Below are 21,927 nucleotides of genomic sequence, written 5' to 3'. Positions count from 1 at the left end.
CGAGGGCCGGCATCAGGCCACCGCCCGGCCGTGGACCGCGGCGACCGCCGTGGCGAACCGGCTGCCCGAGCATGCCGCCGCGACGGCCCGGGCGTCCGTCATGGTGTCCACATCGGACAGTTGTCGGGTGGTTCTCGGGTGCAGACCGCACTCGGTGAGGGCGCGCAGCGTGCGTTCGCCGGTGTCGTCACGAGACATCGGGACACCCGCGAGGACCTGCGCGTGCCGCGGGTCGGCGAGGCCCAGGGCCCACCAGCCGCCGTCTTCGGCCGGACCGAGGACCGCGTCTTGCCCGTCGTGCACGATCGGCGCGGCGGCCGCGGCAAGGGACTCCGGGGTGACCTGCGGGGTGTCCATGCCGATCTGCAGCACGGGCAGCCCGGCGTGGACGGCGGCGGTGTCGGCGTGCGCGTTGGCCAGCCGGGCGCCGAAGTCCCAGCCGCGCTGCGGGATCACGGTCGCGCGGCGCAGGGCGAGCCCGATCTCGGCGCCTCGCGCGGCCGCATCGAGGTCGCCGGTCATCGCGACGATCGGTGCGGCGCCGGGTGTCGCGCAGACGGCGTCGAGCGTGTCGAGCAGCGCCGCCGCGGCGATCTCCGCCGCCTGGGCCGGCGTCGCGGGTGGGGAGAGCCGCGTCTTGGCGAGGCCCGGGATCGGCGCCTTGGCCACCACGAGCAGGGCGAACCGGGCCGTCATCGGGTCAGCACCCGGCCGAAGTCGCGGATCGCGCGCAAGGTTCCGCGCAGTGATCCCGAGACCTTCGACTTCGTCCCCTTGGCCCGTTCGCCGTAGCCGACCGGGAACTCCGCCACCCGCCAGCCGGCGCGCTGGGCCTTGAGCAGCAGCTCCAGCGGGTAGCCGAACGCGCGGTCGGTGATCCCCAGCGCGAGCAGGGCACGGCGGTCCGTTGCGCGGAGAGGCGCGATGTCCCGGACCGGCAGGCCGCGGCTGCGCAGCAGCAACGCCAGCACCACGTTGCCGGCCCGGGCGTGCCAGGGCCACACCCCCGGCCGGTTCGGCACCCGGCGGCCGACGGCCAGGTCGGCGCCCGCCGAAACCGCGGACACCAGGCGGGGGAGGTCCGCGAGGCTCAGGGAGCCGTCGGCGTCCGCGAAGCACACGATGTCCGCCGTCGCCGCTTCCAGACCCGTGTGCACCGCCGCGCCGTAGCCGCGCTGTGGTTCGTGGACCACCTTCGCGCCGAGGGACGCCGCCACTTCCGGGGAGCCGTCGGCCGAACCGTTGTCGACCACGATCGCCCGGTATCCCGGTGGCAGGCCGGCCAGTACGGCCGGGAGGGCGGCTGCCTCGTCGAGGCACGGCAGGACGACGTCCACTTCCGAATCAGTCACGGCGCCGACCGTAAGTCCGCAGTGGACTTCGGGAAAGCCTTGTGCGCCTTACTGAATCATGACGTGTGACGAGTTCTTACCGCGTCGTTACGGCTGCCGGTCCCAGGGCGCGGAGCACCGGTTCCGGACTTATGGTGGACAGCGATGAGCGAGCCGAACCCGGCAGCCCGGCTCGCCGAGCCGCCTGCCCGCGAACCTGAGCCGTCCGGCCGGCGTGCCGACCTCTTCGCCGTCGCCGGCGCCGGGGTGCTCGTGGCCGTGGCCGCTGTCGTCGGGGTGTACTACAACCGGCCGCATTCCGGGGTGATCATCTTCGTCGCGGCGCCACCGTTGTTCGCCGACTGGCTGCCGCACGTCGGGCCGGGGTCGGTGTTCGCCGTGCTCGTCGCTGTCGCCGTCGTGCTCCACGGCCCGACGCTGGCCGCCCGCCTGCCGTGGCGGCGGGCGCTCGGCGTCGGCTACCTGGCCTCGCTCGCCTGGATCTTCTCGCTCGCCATGGTCGACGGCTGGAGCCGCGGGTTCGCCGGCCGGCTCACCATCGAGCAGGAGTACCTCCACGAGGTGCCCGGGATCACCGACATCCCGCGGATGCTGCGCGAGTTCTCCTCCCGCATCCTCGACTTCCAGCCCGGCGCCTGGGCGACGCACGTGTCCGGGCACCCGCCGGGCGCCACCCTGGTGTTCGTCTGGCTGGACCGGATCGGCCTGCACGGCGGCGCGTGGGCGGCGACGGCCGTCGTGCTCGTCGGCAGCCTGGTCGCCGTCGCTGTGCCCGCCACGATCGCGCTGCTCGGCCGGCCGGACGCGGCCCGCGTGGTGCTGCCGTTCGCCGTCCTGACCCCCGGCGCGGTGTGGATCGGCGTGTCGGCGGACGGCCTCTTCGCCGGGACGACCGCGACCGGCCTGGCGCTGCTCGCGTTGTCCGCGAAGGGGTTTTCCCTCGGCCGCCGGTACGCCGTCCCGGCCGGGCTGGTGGCCGGCGTGCTGCTCGGCTTCGGCATCTTCCTGTCGTACGGCCTGGTGCTGCTCGGCCTGCTCGCGGTGGCCGTGGCCGTGCTCGGCCGGCAGTGGCGCGCGGCGGCCCTGGCGATCGTCGCGGCGCTGGTCGTCGTCGGCCTCTTCGCCTGGGCGGGCTTCTGGTGGCTCGACGGGTACCACCTGGTCGTCGAGCGGTACTACCAGGGCGTCGCGCTGGTCCGGCCCTACTCGTACTTCGTCTGGGCGGACCTGGCGGCGGTGGCCGTCGCGCTCGGTCCCGCGGTGATCGTCGGTGTCCGCCGGGGCATGGGGCGGCCGCGCTCGTGGTTCGCCGACCCGGTGCTGCTGCTGGGCGTGGCCGCCCTGGTCACCATCGTGTTCGCCGACGTTTCGGGCCTGTCGAAGGCCGAGACCGAACGGATCTGGCTACCGTTCGGGGTGTGGTTGCTGCCGCTGACGGCCCTGCTGCCGCGGCCCGGGCGCCGGTGGTGGCTCGCCGCCCAGGCGGTGACGGCCCTGGTGGTCAACCACCTGCTGCTGACCGGCTGGTGAGGGAGACGTGATGAACGATCAGGCCGGGCGCGTGCTCGTGGTCGACGACGACGAGACGGTCCGCGACGTCGTCCGCCGCTACCTCGAGGTGGCCGGGTTCACCGTCGACCAGGCCGGCGACGGTGGCGAAGGGCTGGCCCAGTTCGCCGCCCACGAACCCGACCTCGTCGTCCTCGACGTCATGATGCCGGGGATCAACGGGCTCGAGGTGTGCAAGCGGCTGCGCCAGGTCAGCCAGGTGCCGATCGTCATGCTCACCGCGCTGGGCGAGGAGGAGAACCGGATCGCCGGGCTCCAGCTCGGCGCCGACGACTACGTCACCAAACCCTTCAGTCCCAAGGAGCTCGCCCTGCGCGTGGCTTCGGTGCTGCGCCGCGCGCGAATGCCGCGCCCGGAACCGGCCGCCGCGGAACTGGCCGACGGAAACCTCCGCCTGCAGATGACCGCGCGCACCGCGACCCTCGCCGGCCGCGAACTGCCGCTCACCACCCGGGAGTTCGACCTGCTGGCGTTCTTCCTCTCCCACCCCGGCGTCGCCTACTCGCGCGCGGACCTGCTCGAAAAGGTGTGGGGCTGGGACTTCGGCGACCAGTCCACTGTGACCGTCCACGTGCGACGGTTGCGCGAGAAGATCGAGCGCGACCCGGCCAAGCCGGCCCGGGTCGCGACCGTGTGGGGTGTCGGCTACCGCTACGACCGGGAGCAGCCGTGATCGAGCCTGGTGAGTCCTTCGGCGAGATGGTGACGCACCTCTGGCACATCCTGCCGTTGGCGCTGCTCTTCTCCCTCCCGGTCGCGGCCATCGGCGGGGTGGTGCTCTACGTCCTGCGCCGGGGCTCGCTGGCCACCACGCTCACCGTGCTGGTGCTGATCCCGGTGCTCGCGACGCTGGTCGGCGTCCTGGGCGTCAGCGGGTTCATGTTCACCCCGGCGCTGACCACGATGCTGCTGGTCTGCCTGCTCGTCGCGGTGGGCACGGTGCCCGCGGCGATCATCCTCGGCCGGGCGATCGCGCGCCGGAGTGTGTGGGAGCGCGAGGCCCGGGACCGGGAACGCGCGGCCGAGGCGTCCCGGCGCGAGCTGGTCGCCTGGATCAGTCACGACCTGCGCAGCCCACTGGCGGGCATCCAGGCGATGGCCGAGGCGCTGGCCGACGGCGTGGTGTCCGAACGCGACGAGGTCGCCGACTACGCCCAGCGGATCAGCGGCGAGACCACACGGCTTTCGGCCATGGTGGGCGACCTGTTCGAGCTCTCGCGCATCACCGCCGGCGCCCTCGAGCTCACCATGTCCGCGGTGCCGCTGCAGGACGTCGTCAGCGACGCCGTCGCCGCGCAGAGCCCGGTCGCCGAACGCAAGCGCGTGCGTGTCCTCGCCAACGCCTCGACCTGGCCGGTGGTGACCGGCAGCGACCCGGAACTGGCTCGGATCGTGCGGAACCTGGTGTCCAACGCGATCCGGCACACCCCGCCGGACGGGACGGTCGCGGTGCAGATCGGCGTCGACGGCGACGAGGCCCTCCTCGCCGTCGACGACTCCTGCGGCGGCATCCCGGACGACGAGATCACCCGCGTGTTCGACGTCGCCTTCCGGGGCACGCAGGCCCGGACCCCGGAACGCGGCGGCACGACCAGCGGCGGCGGGCTCGGCCTGGCCATCACCAAGGGCCTGGTCGAGGCGCACCGCGGGAAGATCGGCGTGCACAACCACGGGCCGGGCTGCCGCTTCGAGGTCCGGCTGCCGCTCGCGACGTCCTAGCCGTAGTTCCCGGCCATCGCCCGCACGGTCCGGACGACCTCGGCCCGGAGCGCTTCCGGCGCGACGACTTCGACGTCGGCGCCGAACTTCAGCAGCTCGGGTACGGCGGCCTCGACCGATTCGATGGGAATCTCGACCTCGGTCCAGCCCGCCGGGTCCGCCCCGGCGATCGTCTTCCGGGCCGCGACGACGGCCGGCTCCAGCAGCTGGGGCAGCCGGTCGAGGCCGCGCGCGGAGAGCCGTAGGACCGCCGTGTCCTGGTGCCGGCGGCGGTCGAAGTGGTCGAGGTAGCTCTCCCAGTGCGCGGCCAGGTCGAACCCTTCGGCCCGCTCGAACGCGTCAGGCAGGACGTCGACGTCGAGGATCCGCGAGATCCGGTAAGTGCGGAACTGACCGTGTGCGCGAGCCACGAGGTACCAGTTGCCCGCCTTGAGGACCAGCCCGTGTGGCTCCACCGCGCGCGTGATTTCTTGCGGCTCCGCCCAGCGCAGGTAGCGGATCCGCACGGCCCGCTGGTTCCAGGTGGCCTCGGCGATCGGCGCCAGGTGCGGAGTCCGCTCGGCGCCGAGGTACCACGGCGGGAGGTCGAGGTGGAACCGCCCGGCGACGCGCCCGGCGCGATCACGCAGTTCGGCGGGCAAGGCGGCCATGAGCTTGAGCTGCGCGGTGGTCGTCGCGGCCGTCAAGCCGAGCTGGGCGGCCGCGGCCGGGAGGCCGGTCAGGAACAGCGCCTCGGCCTCGTCCGCGGTGAGGCCGGTCAGCCGGGTCCGGTAGCCGTCGAGGAGCCGGTAGCCGCCGTCGTGGCCGGGCTCGCCGTACACCGGCACACCCGCGGCGCCGAGCGAGTCGACGTCCCGGTAGATCGTCCGGACCGACACCTCCAGGGCGTCCGCCAGCTCTCGGGCGGTCATCCGGTCCCGGGACTGCAGCAGCAACAGCAGGGAGACCAGCCGCGTCGCGCGCATGCCGGCAAGTCTGCCGGAATCCACTGACAGCAGGTGTCAGGGAACCCGGAATAGCGTCCGGCCATGACCACGAAGTTGATCGACCGCTATGTGGCGGTGTGGAACGAGCCGGATCCCGCGACGCGCCGCCGGGCCGTCACCGAGCTGTGGGCCGAGGACGGCGTGCAGTACACCGAATCCGCCGAGCACCGCGGGCGCGACGCTCTCGAAGCCCGCGTCGCCGGCGCTCACGAACAGTTCGTCGCGCCGGGCGAGTTCGTCTTCGTCGCCGCGGAAGAGGTCCTGGACCACCACGACGCGATCACGTTCACCACCCACATGGTCCCCACGACCGGCGGCGCTCCGGTATGGAGCGGCACCATCTTCCTGATGCTGGACCAGGACGGCCGCATCCGGCACGACCACCAGTTCACGGGTGCGGAAGCGGGCACGCGGGCCGCGGTGACGGAGTTCCTCACCCGGCTGGCCGACGGCGACCCGGACCGGATCGCCGAGCTGTTCGCCGCGGCCGTCGACTGGCAGCTCGACTGGCCCGAGGCGGGGCATCCGGCGGTGCCGTGGATCCGGGAACGCTCGACGCGCGCCGACGTCGCTGAGCACTTCCGCGAGCTGAACACGTTCCATGTCCCCGGTGCGCGGGGCGGGACGGCGCCGAGGATTCTCGTCGACGGCCCGGACGCGGTGGTGCTCGGTGACATCCGCCAGACGGTGAAGGCCACCGGCCGCGCGTACACCGCCCGCTGCGCCCTGCACCTCACCGTCGACAGTGGCGTGATCACGCGGTACCACGTGTACGAGGACAGTCTCACCGTCGCGCAGGCGCTCGCGGGTTGAGGTTGGACGGGGCGCGTAGTTCTGCTGTGGTGATGTGGGGACGGCTGCGGTGTGGTGGACGTGGGTTGGGCGGGCGTTCGCGGGTTGAGGTCAGACCGGGGCGCGTAGTTCGGCCGTCGCGAAGTCCGCCATGCCCTCCGTGAAGCCGATCTCCGCCGTGAAGCCCAGCAGTTCGCGGGCCCGGGCGGGGTCGGCCACCACGTGGCGGACGTCGGCCGCGCGGGCGCCGCCCACCACCTCGGGTGCCGGGCCGGCGCAGGCGCGGGCCAGCTCCGCCGCCAGCTCGCCCACCGTGTGCGGGGTGCCGGAGCAGACGTTCACCGGGGTGATTTCGCCGGCCGGGCCCTCGGTGCGCAGGGCGAGGACGTTCGCCCTCGCGACGTCGTGGACGTGCACGAAGTCGCGTTGCTGGCGGCCGTCCTCGAGTACGCGTGGTGCTTCGCCGCGCACCAGCGCCGAGCGGAACAGGGACGCGACCCCGGCGTACGGGGTGTTCTGCGGCATCCGGGGGCCGTAGACGTTGTGGTAGCGCATCGCCCACACGCTGCCGCCCGTCTGCCGGGCCCAGGCGCCCGCCAGGTGTTCCTGCGCCAGCTTCGTCGCCGCGTACGTGCTGCGGGGGTTCAGCGGCGCGTCTTCGGGCACCAGCCGCCAGCTCAGCTCGGCGCCGCAGGCCGGGCACCGCGGCTCGAACCGCCCGGCGTCCACATCGGACGCCCGCCGCGGGGACGGCGCCACCACGCCGTGGTCCGGGCACGCGTACCGGCCTTCGCCGTAGACGACCATCGACGACGCCAGCACGAGCTTCCGGATGCCTGCCGCGTGCATCGCCGCCAGCAGCACCGCCGTGCCGTAGTCGTTGTGCAGGGCGTACGACGGCGCGTCGGACGGGTCGACGCCGTGGCCGACCACCGCCGCCTGGTGGCACACGGCATCGACGCCGTCCAGCAGTTCCGCGACGATCTCGGCGTCCGTGACGTCTCCGCGCAGGAACCGGTGCCTGCCGGTGTACGCGGGTGGGGTGCGGGAGCCGTGGGCCGTCGGCAGGAGGTTGTCGAGCACCACGACCTCGTCACCGCCGTCCGCCAGCAGATCGGCGATGTGGGACCCGATGAACCCGGCTCCGCCGGTGACCAGTACGCGCACACCGGCCACGCTAGGGGCCGCCGCGTGGACGTGCCCGGTCGCGCGCGGGCACGTCAGGGAATCGTCAGAACTCACCCGGCACCTCCCGGCGCCGGAAGGGCGAAACCGACTACGGTGGGCGCCATGGAACGGAGTGCACAACGGCTGGGCCGGGCCCTCGTGGTCATCGTGGACGATCGCGTGGCGCACGGCGAGCACGAGGACACCACTGGCCCGCTGGTGACGGAACTGCTCGAAGAAGCGGGCTTCATCGTCGACGGTGTCGTGGTGGTCGAAGCCGAGACCGCGGGTATCCGCAACGCGCTCAACACCGCCGTGATCGGCGGCGCCGACCTGGTGATCACCGTCGGCGGCACCGGCGTGCTGCCGCGTGACCGCACGCCGGACGCGACGGCCGGTGTGCTCGACCGGCCGATCCCGGGCATCAGCGAGGCCATCCGCGCCTCCGGGCTGGCCGCCGGCGCGGTGGACGCCGGGATCTCGCGGGGGCTGGCGGGCGTGTCCGGCAGCACCCTGGTGGTCAACCTCGCCGGCTCGCGGTCCGCGGTGCGCGACGGGATGGCGACGCTGACCTCGCTCGTGCCGCACGTGATCGACGAGCTTTCCGGCCTCGAAGAGGTCTGAAACTCCCTGGCCTGACCGGGGCGCCGCCGATAGCGTCGCTCCGGTCATGGACTTCCTCATCGGTGGCCGGCTGAAGGTGCGCCGGCTCGGCTTCGGCGCGATGCACCTGCCGGCCGAAACCGACCCTGAACGTGCGATCGCCGTCGCCCGACGGGCCGTCGAACTGGGCGTCACGCTCATCGACACCGCCCACCTCTACGGCGGCGGAGCCAACGAGGAGCTGCTCGCCTCGGCGTTGCACCCGTACCCGGACGAGCTGGTGATCACCACCAAGGTCGGTGTCGCGCGCACCGGACCCGGCGGTGAGTGGCGGCTCGACGCCCGGCCCGAGATCCTGCGAGACCAGGTCGAGCAGGCCCTGCGCCGGCTGCGCGTGGAGCGGATCGGCCTGCTGCAGCTGCACCGCATCGACCCGGAGACGCCCCTGGCCGACCAGCTCGGCACCCTCCGGGAGCTGCAGCTCGCCGGGAAGGTCGGGCTCCTCGGGCTGTCCGAGGTGACGGCCGGCGAGCTGGCGAGCGCCCGGGAGATCATCGACGTCGCGAGCGTCCAGAACCGCTACAACCTGCACGACCGGGAGCACGAGCCGGTGCTGCGGGACTGTGCCGCGGCGGGCATCGCGTTCCTGCCGTGGCGGCCCGTCGCGCCGGTCGGCGGGCCCCGGGTCGCCGCGATCGCCGCGGAGCTGGGCGCGACCGCCGCTCAGGTCGCGCTCGCCTGGCTGCTCGGGCACTCGCCGGTGCTGCTGCCGATTCCGGGGACCGGCCGGATCGCGCACCTCGAAGAGAACGTCGCCGCGGCCGGCCTGGTGCTGACGCCGGCGCAGCGCCGGCGGCTGAGCGGGCCGGACCTCGCCGAGATCGAAGCGTGCTTCACCGGCGTCCTGTCCGGGCGGATCAGCCGCGATGAGGCCGACCGCTGGGCCTCTCGGTGGCACAGTGATGACGAGTGCGAACTGGACGAAGACCAGCGGTGGGCGCTCGATCTGCTCTTCGGGATCGACCTCAGGCCAGGGCCCGGCGAGGACTTCCTGCACAGCGACGACCAGGTCCGCGAGTGGCGGGACGAGCTGCGCCGCCGGCTTTGAGCTTCGCTCTGGAGTTGTCAAAGAACTGTCGTGGGACACTGGGAGCATGTCCGGCCAGGAACGCGACCCCAAGACCCGCAGCGAGCAGCGCCGGCGGGTCGACGAGATCTTCGGGGACGTCCTGCCCGAGACGACTTCCGATGAGCGGGACGCCGGCGGGCGTGCCGGGCTCCCGGACGACTGGTACCGGGAGAACCGGCCTCCGCACCACGATCGCTGACCGGCCTCAGTCGCGGCCGTTGTCGCGCTGGGACTGCGCGCGCAGCAGGTCGCGGATCTCGATCAGCAGCTCGACGTCCGTCGGCTCCGACGGGCCCGGCTCCTGGCCGCGCTTGCGCCGCTCCTGCACGTGCTTCACCGGCAGCACGATCACGAAGTAGACCACCGCCGCGACCAGCACGAAGTTGATCGCCGCGTTGATCACGCCGCCGAAGTCGAGGAACGTGGCCTGGTTGTTGTCGAAGATCTGGTAGCCGAGGCCCTTCGCGGCGTCCGTGCCGCCGATCGTGCTGATCAGCGGCTTGATGAGGCCGTTGGTGAACGCCGTGACGATCGCCGTGAACGCCGAGCCGATGACCACCGCGACGGCGAGGTCGACGACGTTGCCGCGCATCAGGAAGTCTTTGAAACCCTTGAACACTTGCTCTCCTCGAAAACGGGTCGGGTGGGGGCTAGCGGAGAGTAACCGTTACCGGTCGCTCCAGTGAAATCGCCGCCACCCTCGTCGCCGTCGCTTCGGGGAGCCTGAGGAGCACGAGCGGACCCTTCTCAGGACCGCCGGCCGCTTTCTCCTGATGCCCGATCGCCACCACCGTCGCCCCACTGGCCAGGACGGACGCCGGCGCGCCCGGTTCCGGCGCCGCCACGACGTCGACCCGCCCGCCAAGGCCCAGCAACCCGGCGACGGCCGAGTCGGCCAGCCGGACCGGGACCGTCGCCGTGCCAGGCTCACCCGAGGCGGGGATGGTCTTCGCCAGCCGGACGTCGGTCAGGGGTTCGCCGGCGCGGACGGCACCGGCCAGCAGGTGGCCTTCGACCTCGCCGAGGGTGCTCGACACGCCCGCCGGACGTGCGGAATCAGGGAGGTCGGCCAGCCGGACGTCGGAAGTGCGCAGGGCCGCGCCGGAGGGCAGGTCGTGCGCCGCGACGACGGTCGGAGTCGTCGGCGCGCCCCGCGCCGAACCGGGATGGGCGAACAGCAGCGCGCCGGCCAGGAGCAGGCCGGCGGCGAGCCAGCGGCGGATCAGCCGCGCTCGCCGGCTGTGCAGCCGGGTGAGATCAGGTGGGGTGAGCTTCGCCAGCACGTCCACGGTGGCCCCTCGGTCGGATCGGGTGCGGCGGTGTGCCGCACGAAATCGACGTTAGGGAAGCCGGACGGGCCGCCGGAAGGGCCTCGTCCGGCATCTGTGGACAACCGGGGTGTTGTGGATAACTCGGGACTCAGGAGGCGGCGGCGGTGCTCTTCGTCGTGCTCGTGGGGGAGGATGCCGGCTTCGACTCCGTCTTGGTCTCGGACTTGGTCTCCGTCTTCGCCGGGGTCGAAGCGGTGCTCGACTTGCCCGAGTCGCGCGAGTCGGTGCGGTAGAACCCGCTGCCCTTGAAGACGACGCCGACCGAGCTGAACACCTTGCGCAGGGTGCCGGAGCACTGCGGGCACACGGTCAGGCTGGGGTCCGAGAACGACTGCACGGCTTCGAACCGGTGGTCGCATTCTTTGCAGGCGTACTGGTACGTAGGCACTGACGGCTCCTTTGCTGGCACTCATCCGACCAGAGTGCTAACCCAATTGTGCTTGAAAGCATTCCCCGAAAGCAATTCCTCGTTGCTCACATCGGCAGCTCGAGCACGCCTCGACCGGGTGTCAGGGCTCCGCTCATGCGCACGTCGTGAGGTTCCCCCGGCAGCCGTTCGACCAGTTCTTCGTCCCGGACGACGGCCAGCAGCGGCACCCCGGCCGCCGCGAACGCCAGCGAGCGATCGTAGTGGCCCGCGCCCCGGCCGAGCCGGACGCCCCGGTGGTCCACGGCCAGCGCGGGCACCAGGACCAGCTCCGCCGCGCCGACAGCCTCGGTACCCAGGCGTTTTCCACCGGGCTCGCGGATCCCGCGGAACTTGCTCGGCACCAGGTCGGCCTCGCCGGTGTACTCGGCCCAGTCGAGCGGGTCCGCCCGCGAGACGATGACCGGCAGCAACACGCGCGCGCCGCCGGCCGCCAGCGCGTCGACGAGCGCGGTCGTGCCCGGCTCGGCGCCGAAGGGCAGGTACGCGCACACCGTGCCGACTGTGACCTTCGACACCGCGCTGACCAGCGCCGACGCCTCCCGGGCATGGGATTCGGCCGTTTGGTCCGCCCGCGCGCGTGACAGCCGCGTCCGCCACTCCGCCTTGCTCAGGTGCTCATTGCCCAGCGCGTGCATGACCTCACGTTAGGCTTTGCGCCCATGACGGGCGCCGCAACCTCCCAGACGTTCAGAACCGCCATCGTGCCTGCCGCCGGCCTCGGGACGCGCTTCCTCCCGGCGACGAAGGCAGTGCCCAAGGAGCTGCTGCCGGTGGTCGACACGCCGGGGATCGAGCTGGTCGCGGCCGAGGCCGCCGCTGCCGGGGCGGAACGCCTGGTCATCGTGACCTCGCCGGGCAAGGAAGCCGTCGTCAAGTACTTCGAAACCCAGCCCGAGCTGGAGGAGAACCTCACGGCCAAGGGCAAGGACGAGCTGCTGGACAAGGTCCGCCGCGGGCCCGCGCTGCTCGCCGTCGAGACCGCCATCCAAGAGCAGGCCCTCGGGCTCGGGCACGCCGTCGCGCAGGCCGAGCCGAACCTGAAGCCCGACGACGAGGCTGTCGCCGTCCTGCTGCCGGACGACCTCGTGCTGCCCACCGGCGTGCTCGAGCGGATGAGCGCGGTCCGCGCCGAGTTCGGCGGCAGCGTGCTCTGCGCGTTCGACATCCCGAAGGCCGAGATCTCGCCGTACGGCGTCTTCGACGTCACCGACACCGACGACGAAGACGTCAAACGCGTGCACGGGATGGTCGAGAAGCCGAAGCCGGAAGACGCGCCCTCGACCTACGCCGCGGCCGGGCGCTACCTGCTCGACCGGGCGATCTTCGACGCGCTGAAGCGGATCACCCCGGGCAGTGGCGGCGAGCTGCAGCTGACCGACGCGGTGGCGCTGCTGATCACCGAAGGACACCCGGTGCACGTCGTCGTGCACCGCGGCGGCCGCCACGACCTGGGGAATCCGGGTGGTTTCCTGCGTGCCGCGGTCGATTTCGCGCTTGAAACGCCCGAGTACGGTCCATCTTTACGGGCGTGGCTCACGGAACGGATCGGGACAGATCGCCCATGACGGAATCCCTCGACGCGGCACGGGTCGAAGCGGCCGGCGAACAGGCCGAGTTCCGCTCGGTCGACCAGCAGATCGCGATGACGCTGGACGCCGCCGTCCGGCCCCGGCCGGTGCGGGTGGCGATCTCCGAAGCGCAGGGCTTGCTCTGCGCCGAAGAGGTCGTCGCCGAACACGCGCTGCCCGGGTTCGACCAGGCCGCGGTCGACGGGTACGCCGTGCGCAGCGTCGACGTGCGCGCGGCCGGGCAGGAGCCGGTGCAGCTGCCGGTCGTCGGGGAGATCGCGGCGGGCTCGCGCCAGCCGCGGCGGCTCCAGCCGGGGCAGGCGGTGCGCGTCGACACCGGCGCGCCGCTGCCGACGCTGGCCGACGCCGTCGTGCCGCTCGCCTACACCGACGGGCACCAGGCCAAGGTCACCGTGCACCGCTCGGTGCCGTCGGCGGGGTACGTGCGCCGGGCCGGCGAAGACGTCCAGATCGGCGACGTCGCGGTCCGCAACGGTGACACGATCGGGTCGGCGCAGGTCGGCCTGCTGGCCGCGGTCGGCCGGGCGAAGGTGCTGGTCTACCCGCGGCCCCGGGTGTCGATCGTGTCGGTCGGCGACGAGCTGGTCGACATCGACCGGACGCCGTCGGTCGGGCAGGTCTACGACGTCAACTCCTACGCGCTGGCCGCGGCCGCGCGGGACGCGGGCGCCGAGGTCAGCCGGGTCGGCATCGTGTCGACCGAGCCCAAGCGCCTGCGCGAGATCGTCGAGGGCCGGCTGCTGATGTCGGAGATCGTCGTGGTCGCGGGCGGCGCCGGCGGCTCGACCGGCGACGAGGTGCACGCCGCGCTGTCCGACCTCGGCCGGATCGACATGACGCGGGTGGCGATGCACCCCGGCTCGGTGCAGGGCTTCGGCCGGCTCGGCCCGGACTCGGTGCCGACGTTCCTCATCCCGGGCAACCCGATGAGCGCGCTGGTCGTGTTCGAGGTGCTGGTCCGGCCGCTGATCCGGGCGGCGCGCGGGACCCGCAACCCGCACCGGCGGATGGTCGGCGCGCGGCTGCTGTCGCCGATCACCTCGACCGAAGGGCGGCGTGGCTTCCTCCGCGGTCAGCTCCTGCGCGACGAGGCCAACGGCGAGTACCTGGTCCAGCCGCTCGGCCAGTCCGGCGCGCACCTGCTCGCGTCGCTGGCCGAAGCGAACTGCCTGATCAACGTGCCGGAGGAGCTGACCGACGTGCCCGCGGGCGAGCAGGTCCAGGTCACGTTCCTGGCGCAACGGGCCTGATGACCTCCGTGTCGGGCGTGGCTTACCCGGTCGAGAGCCGGCACCCGGGCTGGCCGTCCCGGCTCGGCCCGTTGCGGGTGCCCGCCGGCGTCGTCGCGATCCGGCCCGTCCGGCTGCGCGACGCGGGCGAGTGGTCCCGGATCCGGCTCCGGGACCGGGCGCACCTCGAGATGTGGGAGCCGACCGGCGTCGGCCCGTGGCCGGAACGCAACGCCTTCTGGTCATGGCCGTCCCAGTGGGCGGCGTTGCGGTCGCTCGCCCGGCGTGGTCAGTGCCTGCCGTTCACGATCACCCTCGACGGTCGCCTTGCGGGCCAGATCACTGTGGGTAACGTCATCCGGGCGTCGCTGCGGTCCGCCTGGATCGGCTACTGGGTGTCGTCCGAGGTGGTTCGCGGCGGGGTCGCGACGGCCGCCGTCGCCCTGGTCACCGACCACGCCTTCGGGCCGGCGGGGCTGCACCGGCTGGAGGCCACCGTGCGCCCGGAAAACGCCGCCAGCCTGCGGGTCCTCACCAAGGCGGGGTACCGGCAGGAGGGCCTGTTCGAGCGTTATCTCGACGTCGCGGGCGCCTGGCGGGACCACTACTGCTTCGCCGTGACGCGCGAGGAGACCGGGGCCGGCCTGGTGTCGCGGCTGGTCGCGTCGGGCCGCGCCGACTACGCCTGACGGTCATTACCCACCCGGGTCAGTGAGCGCGTTACCACATGCTGTGAGATTCACCTAATCCGGTGAGGCATTTCCGTGATCCAACCCGGCGAGCCTCCGTCCGATCTGTTACTCCTGTGACTAGCGTGATTTCAGGTGAAGGATCGGGGGAGGTGACGGGAGATGCCCAGCTCCGTGATCATCGTCGCGCTCGCCGCGGCATGGCTCGTCGTTCTCGTGCCCATGGTCGCGCGAAAGCGGCAGCAGGTGGCGCGTACGGCCGACTCCGCGCTGGCGGCCAGGGTGGTGCGCAGTGGACGCAACGAAGACCGGGAGGAATTCGCCATGTCCGACGATCCCGACAAGTCCCGGCCCTCGGTCGAGGACGACCTCGCGGAGCTGGAAGCGGACCTCGAACTCGACGAAGACGACTACGACGAGCCGGAGGCCGAGCCGCTCCCGCAGCCCAAGCGCGGCTCCCGCGTCGAGCGTGAACGCGCGGGCTACCGCCCCGGTCGCGGCGGCTTCGACCCCGAAGCGGCGGAGATCGCGGCGCGCGCGAAGTACAGCTTCCGGCAGCGCGTCGTCGTCATCCTGCTCGCGGCCGCGGTGATCACGGCCGCCGTCGCCGGCTTCGTCATGCCGATGGTCTGGTGGGGCCACGCGGCCGCCGACGTCGTGCTCGTCGGGTACCTCGTCTACCTCCGGCGCCAGGTGCGGATCGAAGAGGAGATCCGGCAGCGCCGGCTCGCGCGGTTCAACAGCACCCGGGCACCTCGCCGGTCCGAAGCCCGCCCGGCGGTCGAGGAGACGCCGGAACCGGAGCCCGAGCCGGCCGAGGACTTCGAGGTCGTGGAGCCGGTCCGCCGCGAGGTGGTCGAGCGGCGTCCGTCGCCGACTTCGCGGGTCCGGCGGAGCGCGGTGGTGGTCGATCTGGACGACGAGGACCCGGCGTTCGAGGAGCTCGACGAGCCCGGGACCGGGCCTTATCGGCGGGCTGTCGGGGAGTGACCCCCGATTTCGGGTGCTCGTAGGGCACTGATACGCTCTACGAGCACGACCAAGGGGCTGTAGCGCAGTTGGTAGCGCGTCTCGTTCGCATCGAGAAGGTCAGGGGTTCGATTCCCCTCAGCTCCACACTGGAGGGCTTACTAGAACACTGGACCAAGTCCATGCCCGCTAGTAGGACTTCAACATCGTTCATGACACGAGGGGCGTCTCCGGAATCGGAGACGCCCCTCGTGTCATCTGTAGGGAGTTCGGCGACGGCCCCAGGATCAGGCTTGTCGCTGCTCGCGCTCTGGTGGCGGTCTTCGACTGAGCGCAGCGTGGCAAACGGCTCTCGCAAGTCGTAAGCCGTGACGTCTTCGTCCTCGATGAAGACGTGCTCGAAGAGCGCCTGGTTGAGCAGCCGCCGCTGTTCGTCATCGCAGCGCCGGTAGAGCTCCTGTGGATCTTCGAGCAGGGTGAGACACAGTTCGACAAGCCGGGCGACTTCCGAGAGATCCTCGGTGGTCTCTTCCAGGCGTTCGGTGACGCGCTGGCGCTGCCGCCCGATGTCGCGGAGCTTCTCCTTGATCCGCTCGCGCGGCATCGTGTCGTCACCGCCGGCGACCAGGTCGATCAGCTTCTCTTCCTTGGTCTCAAGGTCGCGGAGCTGTGTGGTGAGTTGCTGCCGCAGTAGGCGCGTGGCAGCTCGCTCGTCATCCAGGGTGGCGGCGATGTGGGCTCGAACGTCTGTGACGAAGTCAGGGCTGAATCGGACGCTGGCGTAGTGCGTCTCGACAGCCTCCTCGACGTGGAGGACGTTGATGTGCGGGGTGCTGCAGCGGCCGCTCTGCTTGTTCCGGCAGAAGAAGTACGTGTACTCGTAGCCGCGTGAGTTGACCGTGTGCTGGATGATCATGCGCGACATGGCGCCTGTCTTCCGGCAGCGGCCGCAGAACACCGACCCTTTGAGATAGTGGTGATGCACGCGTCGACGCTCCTTGGCGGCTGTTCGTGTGCTGGCGATCGCTTGGACGTGGTCGAACAGGACGGGGTCGATGAGTGGTTCGTGGCGGCCGCGGACCTCCTCGCCCTCATGCGCGACGTAGCCGATGTAGTACCGGTCACGAAGCATCAGCGACAGCTTGTTGATCGAGACCCGCTTGGCCGGCCGCCGTGGTGTCGGCCGGGTCCGCAGGCCCCGCTCGTACAGTTCCTCATCCAGGTCCGCCAGCGTGTAGTCACCGGTCGAGTACAGCTCGAATGCCAGTCGGACGAGCGGGGCGCGCTCCGGATCGATGGCTATCGTGCGGATCTCGCCGCCCTCGGGCTTCGGTTCACGGACGTTCAGGTAGCCGAGCCGGGCGATGCCGACGGTGCCGCCGTTTTTGACCTTCTGGCCCATCTTGTAGCTGATGTCCGCGCCGCTGGCTTCGGATTGGTATTGGTCGACGGCGTGCAAGATGGTCTCCACCATGGCGCTCTCCGGGCTTTCGCCCATGTCGAGAATGGTGGAGACAACCCGGGTACCGACCCTCTTCAGGTCCCGCTTGGTGATGCCCGCGTCAACGCTGTTTCGGAAGACTCGGTTGAAGTGGTAGACGATGACGTAGTCGATGTCTTTCTGAGACTTCACCCAGGCGACCATCTCTTGAAAGGTTGGTCGTTTGTCGATGCTGGTGGCGGTGCGACCCGGCTCGACGAACTCGCGGACAACGTCCGCGTCAAGCTGTGCAGCCTTGTGTTTGCCGGCCTCGCGTTGGGCCGGGATCGAGATGCCTTCTGGATTGTAGTCGGTGTGAACCTGTCCGGGCGTCGATACACGGAGGTAGAGCACCGCGCGCTTGCGGCGACGTTCGCCAGTCGCGTACCGGGCGACGTTACGGTTCAAGGCTTGCTCGGTCATAGGACCTCCCTTCTGGGTGCCGTTACGCTGGTGGGTTGTTGACGGCAAGATTGACGGCAACGCAGCCCAATTTCCATGTGCGCGTATGTGCTCGTACGACGTTGTTTATAGAGGTCAGGCGTTGCTCGACGGTAGCTCCAAACGCTCTGAAGAGCCTTGTGTCCCCAGTTCGAGTCTGGGAGGAGCCACCAAAGAAAGCATCCAACCCATCGGGGGTGGATGCTTTCTTTGGTAGAGACTTTGATTCGCTTGCGGCTGCCTCGTTGGCGGTTTGACGGCAATTTTGACGGCAACGCTCTCTGTTAGAGGCTTCCGCAAACAGCCGTCCTTCGACCTTTTGTAGCGCATTCCTTTTGCTTTCAAGTCCGACATGCTCGTAGATGCCCGTGGTGCGGATGTCGCCGTGCCCGAGGATTGCCTGGGTGTCACGGGCATGTACCTGCAGTTCCTTCTGTGCGGTGGCGTTACTGTGTCGTAGCCCGTGGATGGTGATCCGCCGCAGGCCGTGTTGTGCGCAGATTCGAAGGAACGATCGGGCAACGTTGTGCGACTCCAGTGGACGACCAGTCCGAGTGGTGAAGACAAGCTCGTAATCGTCGCCGGTGCTATGCCACGAATCGCCGGCCTCGGCTCTGGCAGCGACTTGGGCTTCGCGCTGTCGCAGGAGTACCTCACGCGCGGTGGCGAGCAGTGGTTCATCTCTCTCGCTGGTCTCGGTCTTGAGTTCGACCTGCCGCAGTTCGCCATCGATGCGTTGGACTTGCTGCCGGATACGGACCACGCCGCGGTCAAAGTCCACGTCTCGCCACCGGAGGCCGACTGCCTCGCCGCGGCGCAAGCCGTAGAGTGCCAGGAGTACGAAGACCGGGTAGAGCGGATCGGTGCGGGCAGCGTTCAGGAAGCGTGTCGTTTCCTCTGGCGTCCAGTGGTCGGCTTCCGCTGCTCGATAGCGCGGTAGCTCCACCAGTCGAGCGACGTTCCGCGTGATCAGCTCCTGCCGCATAGCGTAGGTCAGGGCTGCACTCAAGACCTTTCGTGTCTGATGGACTGTTGCTACTGACCTGCCATCAGTGAATAGATCATCGAGAAAGTTCTGCGCTATCCGTACGGATAAAGCGTCAAGTCGTAGATGGCCAAGACGCGGCTTGATGTGGAGGCGCACTATCGATTCGTGCCGTTTTCGAGTAAGCGGTCGGCGCTTTTCCTTCTCGATCCAGGAGTCGAGGTAGTCGCCAAGCTTCCATGTCTTCTCGGCTGGTAATATCCCCTGCCGAGCTTCTTCGATCATGCGCGTCATCTTCTTGTGGACTTCGGTCCTGGCCTTGCTGTAAACGCGAACGCGCTTCTTCTTGCCACTTGCGGTTGGGAGCATGATGGCGCCCTCGTAGCGCCCATCTGCTCTCTGATATATGGTTCCCTCGCCATTCGCCCTGCGGTTCATAACGAGTCTCCGTCTTCGCGAAGCTCCTCGATGAGTGCCGTGAGGTCGGGCTCGGCGACAAGTCGTCGTCGACCGATCCGTATGGTCTTCAGCCTTCGCTGGTTGATCAATGCGTACACTTGCCATCGGCTTACGCGGAGTCGTTCGCTCGTTTCGCTGACAGTGAAGAGGCGTGGCGGCTCTGGCGTGGCGGCCACGACAGGTTGGTCATTCTCTGTTTGGTTCATAGGTACCTCCCTTCTGTGATTGCCTGTTCTCGTACAAGCTGGTTTGTTCGTAGCAGTACTGGGCCATCGCTGCCCGTGTCTCAACGGGAAGGTGGCTGAATTTTGTGTGGAGGTAGGGGGTCAAGTCGGGCAAATCGTCTGCCGTAACGTACTCGGCCATCGTGAACAAGTCTGCGAGTGGAACATCGAGCGCGCTCGCCAGTTGCTTGAGCGTGCCCGGGCTGGGCGCATGGATGCCACCTTGCTCGAGGCGCGTAACGGTCCCACTGTCGATGCCTGCTCTCGCCGCGAGACCACGAACGCTCAGCTTGCGCTGCGTGCGTAGGTCTCTAAGGTATTCGCCGAAACAGCGTGCGGCTTCATCTGTCATGTTCGCGAAGGTCTCCGTTATTTGTTCCCCTATTTTACCTCCGTTTAGGCGCAAAAGCACCCATTGTTGACAATTCCGCAACAGTGTCCCAATTGTTGGATTTATTGGAAGTCTGGACGCTGGTTGGGCCGCGCCGCTGCTAGCGCATGAAGACATGGAACTTCCCATCGAACTCGATGACGTCCCAGGTGGCGCGGACGGTGCGCTCAAGACGCTCCTGGTCGATCTTGATGAAGTCCTCGAAGCCCCAGCGCTCCTCGGCCTCCTTGATCGCTTCCTTCATCTTCTTGATCTCGGTCAGCTCGTCGACGATGTCGTTCAGGCTGGCGAAGCTGCCGATGTGGAAGTCGTTGAAGCGCTGAACAACGTCATCAGGGGCTTCACCCGGGTACAGCTGGAGGTACGCCCAGAAGGGTGCGCCGTGCTCCTGTAGTCCTTGTTCGACGGCCGTCGTGATATCTGCGGGGTGCCCGGGGCGACCAGCGGGTTGCTTGATTAGGTAGAGACCGAGCAGATCACAGAGCTCTTTGGTCTGGACGTCGCCGAACTGCGCATGGATCGCGAGTTCGCGAGCAAGTCCGAGGTGGTCGATGCTGCCCGTGACGGCGTAGTGGTGCAGGGTGCCAGGAACCGGGATGCGGTTGGCGAGCTCGCGGGCGATGACCCGGGCGCCCCAGTCGGGGATCTTCTCGCCGACTCCTTCCGCTTCGGTGATGGCGTCGAAGATGACGTCGGCCAATGCACCTGGCTGCGGGACACTGCCGGTGAGGTCGATCTCGCCGGCGTGCAGCCGTTCGCGCCCTGGGACGCTTCTATCCCGGTCGTCCGGGTTGAGTGGATACTTCTCCAAGTGGTACCTCCTTTCGCTGTGAGGGTTGGATGTGTCTCGTTCGCCGGCCTAGCGGGCGAAAACGTGCACGGTGCCGTCTCGGTCGGCGAGGACCTGCCAGCTGGGCTCGGCGTCCTCGGCGACAGCCGCGTAGTCGAAGACCACGTACGGTCGTATGAGCGTGTCGGTGACGTGTCGGTCGAGGTCTCGGTGCCAGCCGAGGCTTTCGACGAGGGCCCACGCCCACGCTTCACGGGACTGGTAGCTGCCGATGTAGGAGTCGCGGAACTCGCTGAGCCGCGAACGGTCGTTGCTGACAAAACGAGCCCAGGCCGCGAAGGCACGGCCGTGCTTGACAAGGCCGCGGGCAAGGTCTGCAATGACTGTGCTGTCGGTGACGGTCGACAGGTCGATGCCATCGAAGTCTTCGCTCGACCGGACTGCCCAGAGCTTGGCGCCGGGCACTGGGGAGCTTGCCAGCATCGCGGCGATGTCCGCGTCGATTTCGCTCGCCGTCTGGTCGGCGTCGATCCACAGGCCGTGTTCGATGCCGCGCTCCGTACTGGCCAGGTCGGCGACGTAAATCCTTGGATGGCGAGGTTGCTGTCGCTCCGGGCCGAAGGCAGGCGGGCGTTCGCCGGGCTCCTCGTCGTCGGATTCAGGTTGGTGCAGGTGTCGTTCCATTAAGTGGTCCCTCCTTTCAAGATGAGTTGTTGGTGCTGGTGGTCGGCCTCGGAGACCGCTGGCGGATCAGGAACTCCGCTGGTGATGAGCTGGCGGAACTCCGACGTCGTCACCACCTGGAAGAGCCCGGGCTGGATGGCCTTGTCGGCTGCCAGTGCGGCCTGAAGCGCGCGCTGGCGGGTCGAATCCGGGACGACCCAGACGACTGCAGGAAAGAGGCCATGACGCGCCTGGTGCGCTCCAGTGGCCGCGTAGCGCTGGTAGGTCTTCGCCTTGCGGAGAACGACGGTGGGGTGCTCGGTGGCCAGGTCGGCTTCGACGTACCAGTGGTCCTCGAAGTCGCCGATCACCGTGATGGTGAACAGGTCAGGCTTGAGCCACTCGAGCGTGCCGTGGGGGCCGGCGAACGAGCGCCAGCACGACGGCTCCGTCTCGGTAGCAGTCACTTCCAGAACACCGGCCTGGTCGAGCTCGTGCAGCGAGACAGCGAGTTCGGCCGTAGCGAGGGTGTGCGCCGCGAAGGTGGCGCCTGGCTCGATGAACCGGCGACGGTACTTCTTGCCCTCCATGGTGCGGATCAGGCGCTCGCCGGTCGCACCGAGCTGCCAGGTGATGCCGGACGATCCCGCGCGAACGCCGCCAATGCGTCGTCCCAATCGGGCCACCAGGGTCTTCGCCTCTAGGCGGGTCAGCACTCGCATGACGGCGCCGGATGCGGCACCGAGGCTGGCGTGCCCTTGGGCGAAGTGCAGTCGCCGGATGTGAGCGGTGGAGAGCAGGCGATGCGTGCTGATCGACTGCAAGATCGAGATGTCCCGCTCCGACAACTGCAGCAGCAAGGTGGTGACGTCGGTCGGGCTCATGCGCCGTCTCCTCGGCCCGCCCGGTGACCCCCAATTTGGGGGTCAGTCCCATCCCA

26 protein-coding genes, 1 tRNA gene and 1 pseudogene are annotated in these 21,927 nt (G+C 69.6%); 13 read left to right on the top strand and 15 right to left on the bottom strand.

The annotated features are described in order from the left end of the window. Window positions 1–12: 12 nt before the first annotated feature. Both M8542_RS14700 and M8542_RS14695 read right to left on the bottom strand, forming a co-directional pair. Complete coding sequence (locus M8542_RS14700; protein ID WP_257920700.1) at window positions 13–696, bottom strand: TIGR04282 family arsenosugar biosynthesis glycosyltransferase; 684 nt, start codon at window positions 694–696, stop codon at window positions 13–15. Then, window positions 693–1,337 (bottom strand): glycosyltransferase family 2 protein, encoded by a 645-nt coding sequence (locus M8542_RS14695; protein ID WP_257921053.1) that lies wholly within the window; start codon window positions 1,335–1,337, stop codon window positions 693–695. The genes M8542_RS14700 and M8542_RS14695 overlap by 4 nt, the downstream gene beginning before the upstream one ends. Window positions 1,338–1,496: 159 nt before the next feature. Here M8542_RS14695 and M8542_RS14690 point away from each other — a divergent pair, with 159 nt between their 5' ends. Genes M8542_RS14690 through M8542_RS14680 form a run of 3 tightly spaced genes read left to right on the top strand, consistent with a single transcriptional unit; the run spans window position 1,497 to window position 4,640 of the window. Continuing rightward, the gene (locus M8542_RS14690) at window positions 1,497–2,882 is read left to right on the top strand and encodes a hypothetical protein (protein ID WP_257920699.1); all 1,386 of its coding nucleotides are present in this window, start codon (window positions 1,497–1,499) and stop codon (window positions 2,880–2,882) included. Window positions 2,883–2,892: 10 nt separating this feature from the next. Continuing rightward, window positions 2,893–3,594, top strand: a complete 702-nt coding sequence (locus M8542_RS14685; RefSeq protein WP_257920698.1) for a response regulator transcription factor — start codon at window positions 2,893–2,895, stop codon at window positions 3,592–3,594. After that, on the top strand, window positions 3,591–4,640 hold the full coding sequence (locus M8542_RS14680; protein ID WP_257920697.1) for a sensor histidine kinase: 1,050 nt from the start codon (window positions 3,591–3,593) through the stop codon (window positions 4,638–4,640). Before M8542_RS14685 ends, M8542_RS14680 begins: the two co-directional genes overlap by 4 nt. Here M8542_RS14680 and M8542_RS14675 read toward each other — a convergent pair. After that, complete coding sequence (locus M8542_RS14675) at window positions 4,637–5,605, bottom strand: helix-turn-helix transcriptional regulator (RefSeq protein ID WP_257920696.1); 969 nt, start codon at window positions 5,603–5,605, stop codon at window positions 4,637–4,639. The two genes, M8542_RS14680 and M8542_RS14675, sit on opposite strands and share 4 nt — an antisense overlap. 63 nt (window positions 5,606–5,668) lie before the next feature. Here M8542_RS14675 and M8542_RS14670 point away from each other — a divergent pair, with 63 nt between their 5' ends. Beyond that, complete coding sequence (locus M8542_RS14670; RefSeq protein ID WP_257920695.1) at window positions 5,669–6,439, top strand: nuclear transport factor 2 family protein; 771 nt, start codon at window positions 5,669–5,671, stop codon at window positions 6,437–6,439. A gap of 90 nt (window positions 6,440–6,529) precedes the next feature. On the opposite strand, the gene M8542_RS14665 is transcribed toward M8542_RS14670, so the two are convergent. Beyond that, complete coding sequence (locus M8542_RS14665) at window positions 6,530–7,585, bottom strand: NAD-dependent epimerase/dehydratase family protein (RefSeq protein WP_257920694.1); 1,056 nt, start codon at window positions 7,583–7,585, stop codon at window positions 6,530–6,532. Window positions 7,586–7,708: 123 nt separating this feature from the next. Here M8542_RS14665 and M8542_RS14660 point away from each other — a divergent pair, with 123 nt between their 5' ends. The 3 genes from M8542_RS14660 to M8542_RS14650 are packed head-to-tail and all read left to right on the top strand — an operon-like array spanning window position 7,709 to window position 9,516. Next, complete coding sequence (locus M8542_RS14660) at window positions 7,709–8,209, top strand: MogA/MoaB family molybdenum cofactor biosynthesis protein (protein WP_013230045.1); 501 nt, start codon at window positions 7,709–7,711, stop codon at window positions 8,207–8,209. Between the two features lie 46 nt (window positions 8,210–8,255). Further along, a complete protein-coding gene (locus tag M8542_RS14655; protein ID WP_372508528.1) occupies window positions 8,256–9,296 on the top strand; it encodes an aldo/keto reductase in 1,041 nt (346 codons plus the stop codon). Between the two features lie 46 nt (window positions 9,297–9,342). Then, window positions 9,343–9,516 carry a hypothetical protein gene (locus M8542_RS14650; RefSeq protein WP_257920693.1) on the top strand — a complete coding sequence of 58 codons (174 nt, stop codon included), beginning with the start codon at window positions 9,343–9,345 and terminating at the stop codon, window positions 9,514–9,516. 6 nt (window positions 9,517–9,522) lie between these two features. Here the strand turns inward: M8542_RS14650 and mscL are convergent, their stop codons facing one another. From mscL to M8542_RS14630, 4 genes are all read right to left on the bottom strand, one after another. Next, on the bottom strand, window positions 9,523–9,936 hold the full coding sequence (mscL, locus tag M8542_RS14645; RefSeq protein WP_257920692.1) for a large-conductance mechanosensitive channel protein MscL: 414 nt from the start codon (window positions 9,934–9,936) through the stop codon (window positions 9,523–9,525). Between the two features lie 31 nt (window positions 9,937–9,967). Then, window positions 9,968–10,606, bottom strand: a complete 639-nt coding sequence (locus M8542_RS14640; RefSeq protein WP_257920691.1) for an SAF domain-containing protein — start codon at window positions 10,604–10,606, stop codon at window positions 9,968–9,970. Window positions 10,607–10,736: 130 nt separating this feature from the next. Then, on the bottom strand, window positions 10,737–11,036 hold the full coding sequence (locus M8542_RS14635; RefSeq protein WP_257920690.1) for an FmdB family zinc ribbon protein: 300 nt from the start codon (window positions 11,034–11,036) through the stop codon (window positions 10,737–10,739). Window positions 11,037–11,122: 86 nt separating this feature from the next. Continuing rightward, window positions 11,123–11,713, bottom strand: coding sequence for a 5-formyltetrahydrofolate cyclo-ligase (locus M8542_RS14630; protein WP_257920689.1), 591 nt, complete (start codon window positions 11,711–11,713; stop codon window positions 11,123–11,125). Window positions 11,714–11,737: 24 nt separating this feature from the next. Here M8542_RS14630 and M8542_RS14625 point away from each other — a divergent pair, with 24 nt between their 5' ends. The 6 genes from M8542_RS14625 to M8542_RS14600 all read left to right on the top strand — a co-directional run bounded on the left by M8542_RS14625 (window position 11,738) and on the right by M8542_RS14600 (window position 16,248). Continuing rightward, on the top strand, window positions 11,738–12,643 hold the full coding sequence (locus M8542_RS14625; RefSeq protein ID WP_257920688.1) for a UTP--glucose-1-phosphate uridylyltransferase: 906 nt from the start codon (window positions 11,738–11,740) through the stop codon (window positions 12,641–12,643). Continuing rightward, window positions 12,640–13,917, top strand: a complete 1,278-nt coding sequence (gene glp / locus M8542_RS14620) for a molybdotransferase-like divisome protein Glp (RefSeq protein WP_257920687.1) — start codon at window positions 12,640–12,642, stop codon at window positions 13,915–13,917. Before M8542_RS14625 ends, glp begins: the two co-directional genes overlap by 4 nt. Then, entirely contained in the window at window positions 13,917–14,585 is a 669-nt protein-coding gene (locus M8542_RS14615; protein WP_257920686.1) for a GNAT family N-acetyltransferase, read from the top strand. Before glp ends, M8542_RS14615 begins: the two co-directional genes overlap by 1 nt. Window positions 14,586–14,747: 162 nt before the next feature. Further along, window positions 14,748–15,575: a divisome protein SepX/GlpR gene (sepX, locus tag M8542_RS14610; protein WP_257920685.1), complete on the top strand. Its 828-nt coding sequence runs from the start codon at window positions 14,748–14,750 to the stop codon at window positions 15,573–15,575. Window positions 15,576–15,628: 53 nt separating this feature from the next. Continuing rightward, window positions 15,629–15,701, top strand: a tRNA-Ala gene (locus M8542_RS14605). Between the two features lie 247 nt (window positions 15,702–15,948). Then, window positions 15,949–16,248, top strand: a complete 300-nt coding sequence (locus M8542_RS14600) for a hypothetical protein (RefSeq protein ID WP_257920684.1) — start codon at window positions 15,949–15,951, stop codon at window positions 16,246–16,248. A 102-nt stretch (window positions 16,249–16,350) separates the two neighbouring features. Here M8542_RS14600 and M8542_RS50630 read toward each other — a convergent pair. From M8542_RS50630 to M8542_RS14570, 7 genes and pseudogenes are all read right to left on the bottom strand, one after another. Then, window positions 16,351–17,457, bottom strand: a pseudogene (locus M8542_RS50630) (recombinase family protein); the annotation flags it as partial. Window positions 17,458–17,479: 22 nt separating this feature from the next. Further along, complete coding sequence (locus tag M8542_RS14590; protein WP_257920682.1) at window positions 17,480–18,745, bottom strand: tyrosine-type recombinase/integrase; 1,266 nt, start codon at window positions 18,743–18,745, stop codon at window positions 17,480–17,482. 149 nt (window positions 18,746–18,894) lie between these two features. After that, window positions 18,895–19,125: a helix-turn-helix domain-containing protein gene (locus M8542_RS50625; protein WP_372508527.1), complete on the bottom strand. Its 231-nt coding sequence runs from the start codon at window positions 19,123–19,125 to the stop codon at window positions 18,895–18,897. Beyond that, on the bottom strand, window positions 19,106–19,495 hold the full coding sequence (locus M8542_RS14585) for a helix-turn-helix domain-containing protein (RefSeq protein ID WP_257920681.1): 390 nt from the start codon (window positions 19,493–19,495) through the stop codon (window positions 19,106–19,108). Before M8542_RS14585 ends, M8542_RS50625 begins: the two co-directional genes overlap by 20 nt. Window positions 19,496–19,634: 139 nt before the next feature. Next, entirely contained in the window at window positions 19,635–20,345 is a 711-nt protein-coding gene (locus M8542_RS14580; protein WP_257920680.1) for a hypothetical protein, read from the bottom strand. Between the two features lie 48 nt (window positions 20,346–20,393). Beyond that, the gene (locus M8542_RS14575) at window positions 20,394–21,008 is read right to left on the bottom strand and encodes an antirestriction protein ArdA (RefSeq protein WP_257920679.1); all 615 of its coding nucleotides are present in this window, start codon (window positions 21,006–21,008) and stop codon (window positions 20,394–20,396) included. Then, the gene (locus M8542_RS14570; protein WP_257920678.1) at window positions 21,008–21,871 is read right to left on the bottom strand and encodes a replication-relaxation family protein; all 864 of its coding nucleotides are present in this window, start codon (window positions 21,869–21,871) and stop codon (window positions 21,008–21,010) included. Before M8542_RS14570 ends, M8542_RS14575 begins: the two co-directional genes overlap by 1 nt. Window positions 21,872–21,927: the final 56 nt, after the last annotated feature.

This window comes from Amycolatopsis iheyensis, from assembly GCF_024703995.1.
Taxonomy (GTDB): domain Bacteria; phylum Actinomycetota; class Actinomycetes; order Mycobacteriales; family Pseudonocardiaceae; genus Amycolatopsis; species Amycolatopsis iheyensis.
This window is presented reverse-complemented; position numbering and strand designations above follow the sequence as displayed.

Bases quoted from the DNA above. Each gene is read 5' to 3' on its own strand.
- M8542_RS14575 (WP_257920679.1), bottom strand. From the start codon at position 21,008: ATGGAACGACACCTGCACCAACCTGAATCCGACGACGAGGAGCCCGGC.
- M8542_RS14670 (WP_257920695.1), top strand. From the start codon at position 5,669: ATGACCACGAAGTTGATCGACCGCTATGTGGCGGTGTGGAACGAGCCG.
- M8542_RS14590 (WP_257920682.1), bottom strand. From the start codon at position 18,745: ATGATCGAAGAAGCTCGGCAGGGGATATTACCAGCCGAGAAGACATGG.
- M8542_RS14655 (WP_372508528.1), top strand. From the start codon at position 8,256: ATGGACTTCCTCATCGGTGGCCGGCTGAAGGTGCGCCGGCTCGGCTTC.
- sepX (WP_257920685.1), top strand. From the start codon at position 14,748: ATGCCCAGCTCCGTGATCATCGTCGCGCTCGCCGCGGCATGGCTCGTC.
- M8542_RS14630 (WP_257920689.1), bottom strand. From the start codon at position 11,713: ATGCACGCGCTGGGCAATGAGCACCTGAGCAAGGCGGAGTGGCGGACG.
- M8542_RS14585 (WP_257920681.1), bottom strand. From the start codon at position 19,495: ATGACAGATGAAGCCGCACGCTGTTTCGGCGAATACCTTAGAGACCTA.
- M8542_RS14625 (WP_257920688.1), top strand. From the start codon at position 11,738: ATGACGGGCGCCGCAACCTCCCAGACGTTCAGAACCGCCATCGTGCCT.
- M8542_RS14685 (WP_257920698.1), top strand. From the start codon at position 2,893: ATGAACGATCAGGCCGGGCGCGTGCTCGTGGTCGACGACGACGAGACG.
- M8542_RS14615 (WP_257920686.1), top strand. From the start codon at position 13,917: ATGACCTCCGTGTCGGGCGTGGCTTACCCGGTCGAGAGCCGGCACCCG.
- M8542_RS14700 (WP_257920700.1), bottom strand. From the start codon at position 696: ATGACGGCCCGGTTCGCCCTGCTCGTGGTGGCCAAGGCGCCGATCCCG.
- M8542_RS14675 (WP_257920696.1), bottom strand. From the start codon at position 5,605: ATGCGCGCGACGCGGCTGGTCTCCCTGCTGTTGCTGCTGCAGTCCCGG.
- M8542_RS14650 (WP_257920693.1), top strand. From the start codon at position 9,343: ATGTCCGGCCAGGAACGCGACCCCAAGACCCGCAGCGAGCAGCGCCGG.
- glp (WP_257920687.1), top strand. From the start codon at position 12,640: ATGACGGAATCCCTCGACGCGGCACGGGTCGAAGCGGCCGGCGAACAG.
- M8542_RS14660 (WP_013230045.1), top strand. From the start codon at position 7,709: ATGGAACGGAGTGCACAACGGCTGGGCCGGGCCCTCGTGGTCATCGTG.
- M8542_RS50625 (WP_372508527.1), bottom strand. From the start codon at position 19,125: ATGAACCAAACAGAGAATGACCAACCTGTCGTGGCCGCCACGCCAGAG.
- M8542_RS14690 (WP_257920699.1), top strand. From the start codon at position 1,497: ATGAGCGAGCCGAACCCGGCAGCCCGGCTCGCCGAGCCGCCTGCCCGC.
- M8542_RS14570 (WP_257920678.1), bottom strand. From the start codon at position 21,871: ATGAGCCCGACCGACGTCACCACCTTGCTGCTGCAGTTGTCGGAGCGG.